General features: G+C 56.2%; 4 protein-coding genes. All 4 read right to left on the bottom strand.

The annotated features are described in order from the left end of the window. Nucleotides 1-88 precede the first annotated feature (88 nt). The 4 genes from flgF to ACUVTA_RS08965 all read right to left on the bottom strand — a co-directional run bounded on the left by flgF (nucleotide 89) and on the right by ACUVTA_RS08965 (nucleotide 3,561). Nucleotides 89-886: a flagellar basal-body rod protein FlgF gene (gene flgF, locus ACUVTA_RS08950; RefSeq protein WP_445952595.1), complete on the bottom strand. Its 798-nt coding sequence runs from the start codon at nucleotides 884-886 to the stop codon at nucleotides 89-91. 114 nt (nucleotides 887-1,000) lie between these two features. Next, nucleotides 1,001-1,366 carry a TIGR02530 family flagellar biosynthesis protein gene (locus ACUVTA_RS08955; RefSeq protein WP_445952596.1) on the bottom strand — a complete coding sequence of 122 codons (366 nt, stop codon included), beginning with the start codon at nucleotides 1,364-1,366 and terminating at the stop codon, nucleotides 1,001-1,003. Continuing rightward, nucleotides 1,363-1,761, bottom strand: coding sequence for a flagellar hook capping FlgD N-terminal domain-containing protein (locus ACUVTA_RS08960; protein WP_445952597.1), 399 nt, complete (start codon nucleotides 1,759-1,761; stop codon nucleotides 1,363-1,365). Before ACUVTA_RS08960 ends, ACUVTA_RS08955 begins: the two co-directional genes overlap by 4 nt. Nucleotides 1,762-1,776: 15 nt before the next feature. Further along, nucleotides 1,777-3,561 carry a flagellar hook-length control protein FliK gene (locus ACUVTA_RS08965; protein ID WP_445952598.1) on the bottom strand — a complete coding sequence of 595 codons (1,785 nt, stop codon included), beginning with the start codon at nucleotides 3,559-3,561 and terminating at the stop codon, nucleotides 1,777-1,779. Nucleotides 3,562-3,633 lie beyond the last annotated feature (72 nt).

The raw sequence follows: 3,633 nt of genomic DNA on the forward strand, positions 1-3,633 counted from the left end.
AGATAAACACCGCTACCAAGATAATAATGATAAGCTTCTTTTTGCCACCCTTCTTTTTAGCCAAACCGATCCTCCTAACCGTTAAGGATCAGCGCTTGAGGTCAATCAGTTCGCGTAACATCTCGTCCGAAGTCGTAATAACTCTGGCATTTGCCTGGTAACCGCGCTCGGTAATGATCATGTTGGTAAACTCGAGCGACAAATCGACGTTGGACATTTCAAGGAAGCCAGCCTCGATGGTACCGCGTCCCTCGGTTCCGGCCTCGCCAAGGCTTGGCGTTGCCGTGTTCGGCGAGACAGTGTAAAGGTTTTGCCCTTCCCGTAGCAGGCTTTCCGGGTTCTGAACATACGTGATACCGATTTTGTTTGGTAACGTATTCACCGTGCCGTCAGGCTTGATATAGCTGATCGTCCCATTCCGCGCCACTTGGATAGAAGCCACCTGGTCAGTAATCCGGATGGGTGCCCCCGAAGTATCTAGAACGTAATACCCTTGGGGATTAACCAGGTAGCCCCCGGCATTTAGGAAGAAAGAGCCTTCTCGGGTATAGTAAATCGCGTTACTATCAAGGCTCTTTTTTACGCTAAAGAAGCCGTTGCCTTGGATAGCCAAGTCGAGGGGCCGACCGGTAACCTGAAGCGCCCCCTGGATAAAGACCGTGTCGATGCTGGCGATATTGATCCCGCTTCCCACCTGCAGCGGGGCCACATTACTCGACCCGGTCGCCGAAGTAGACTTCAGCGTCTGGTAGAGGTTATCCTGAAAGCTCGCCCGCATCGCTTTAAAGGCGGTGGTATTGACGTTCGCGATATTATTCGCCACCACATCCATCCGGAGCTGGTGGTTTCGCATCCCTGTGACACCCGCATACAGTGAACGAAGCATTATTTTCCTCCTCTCTTAAAATTGACCATCTTTTTTAAGCTACCAATCTTCGCTTTTGGAGGTTGCTTCCGTCACTCCGCAACCCGCAGGCCCCCCACACGGACCGGCCTGATATTACTTAACGATTACGGCGCCGTCGATATTGGTGAAGACCTGCCCCTCTTCCCGCATAACTGCCGTAACTACGGTTCGGTTAGTCGTGCTCGCAATCAACGAAAGGTTCCCGTAGAGGAGTAGCACATCCCGCGACCCCTTAGCCGCCGCAGCCTCCACCGCACGCCCAAGGCGTACAAGGTCGTTGGTGCTGAGGTTAATGTTTCTTTCCCGCAGGCGTCGTTCGGCATGTGCAGAGAATCGTAAACCGGCTGGCTGCGCGAGCTTCTCCGTAAGAACCGCCTGGAATTTTTCTGCCGAACCGCAGGCGTCTGTTGCCTGTCCTGGGGTTATCGCAAACCGATTCTCGACCCTGCTAACCATCATCTGACCTCCACCAAATTGGCCACGTCGTACTGGTTGCCGCCGATCACCAACAACACCTTGTCTCCGCTGACCACAACCTTTTCCACAGTACCACTCACCCTCTCACCGCCGGTTGCCACAACCACCTCGTGACCGATTACTCCCGCCGCCTGCGCGAGCGCCTCTACCCGGTAAAGCGATTCCATTCGGGTGCTCAGGTTCATTAACTGTTCCAGAAGCGCGATCTGCGACATTTCAGCAACGAAGGTTCCCGGATCCTGCGGGGCAAAAGGATCGGGATGGCTTAGCTGAGCAATAAGAATTTTTAAAAAGGTATCTTTACCCAGCCCCCCAGGAGTGGCGGGCACCGTTTCTTTCCGTAAAGAACTGTTAATCGCCTCAAGCCCTACCGACACGGATTTCACCTCCTTTTATATCAGGTAGTTAACACCTTCCGGAACCACTGGCGGCTCCGCCTTTGGGAGCAGATTGCCACCGGCAAAAGCCTCACCACCGCTACTCCTGGGCACCCCTTTAGATTCGCCCCCATTGGATTCCTGGCCGAGAGAAACGTAAGCTTCGCCCAGATTGATACCCATCCGACCAAGCTCGGCCCGCAACCCATCGAGGCTGGCCATTAGCACCTCTTTTACGGCAACGTCTGCGGCCACGAAGTGCACCTTGAGCTTTTCGTCAGCAAAACTCAGCTTTACCGCTAGCCGGCCCAGGTGCGGTGGGTCAAGCTGGAGGTCCAAACGAACGATACCGCCACGATCCCGCAGCAGGGTCATCTGGCGGGCAATCTCGCGCCCGAGCTGCCCCGGCAACGCCGCAAGCGGTAGGCGCTCCACCCCGGAGAAATGCTCGGGCTCGGCGCTAAACAGGGTTTGCACTCCAGGCGAATCTGTACCGGCGTCCGGCAACTCTAACCCTGCCAAGCCCGGCCTTTTTCCTTCGGTCGCGTCAGGTAGCTGTTCCTGCAGCTTTAGCCCTTCCGGAATTTGATCCGGTGCCTTTGGTGCAGTTACCTCGCCCCCCTGGTGTGCCTCCACTACCGGTCCCGAAATTACTGGAGTTGGGGACGGGGAAGCAGTGTGTGGCAACCGTATCGCCGGATAATCCCTAACCGGTGGTGAGCTTGTTCCCACCGCCTTCACCCGGAGATAAACCGGGCGCAACCAAAGACCCGCCATAGAGTCGCCCGAAAGAGGGCCAGATAAAGAGCCGGCTACGGAGGGGTCTGGCGTTAACTCTGGTTGCACAGCCGTCCTCCCCGGATAAACAGGAACAACCGCAGAGGGGTTTGTACCTCCCGGATGCACAGTTCTACCCGCTATTTGGTTTGGGACCGTTGGCATCAAAAGTTCCTGAGTATCTGGGGAGCAGGTAAGGGGAGTCCCTGGGGTACCCGAAACTGGCGCTGCCAAACGGGTGGTCTCGTTCAGCACCCGGGCCAATGCCGCCGGAGGTTCGGGTAATCCGGCAGCCCCACCGGTTTCTCCAATAACGTTTGTACCTTTTGCGATGATAGAGGATTCTTCTACCGCACCGGTAGCGTTTAACGACCGGGAAGTAGTAGGTACCATCTGGAGAACGGGTCCCGACCAGGCAGTGGCAGTATCCGGTTGCCCTGGTCTGCAGCAGTCACGGTGGTCGGGCGAAAGTTCCACGCCGACACTGGCACCCTCCAGTGTTACCAACTGACCACCTTGCGGAAACACCAGTATCTCCTGAATAACAGGCGTGCTCATGCCAGGTAGCTGCACTACATCCTGGATAGAAAGCAGATGGGGTAGATTCCAGGAAGGTCCTTCGCCTCCGGCTACCGGCCGAGCCGCCGCGCCCCCTGTCCCGGGCATCGAAACCGTATCAGCCAAGGCGATAGCCTCTGGCGGCACCGGGACGACCCCAGACAGGAGGGTTTGCCAAACTTGCTCGAAATTCCGTAGAACGGCGGCCTCAGAATTAAGCCCGGCAACATGTGCATTATCCAACTTAACCTTGAGACGTTCGGCCAACCCTGCTACAAAGGTGGTATTTCCCTCTGGCGCCGAACTCCCAGCCGGCAATACTCTCGCGAGTTGCTCACTTGTACCGACCAGGCCGGCGAGAAGACCAGCGAAATTACCGCCTGCCGCACCCGGCACCGGTCTTTCCATCCTATCCATTGTGCCACCACAGATGAGTGCCGCAACTACCGAGGCCAGCCCTTGCACACCAATTCACCTCCTCGTAATAATTTGGTTTAGCAACCCATAAGGTTCACGGATTGAATCTTGGGCGTACCT

The organism is Thermodesulfitimonas sp. (genome assembly GCF_052743955.1).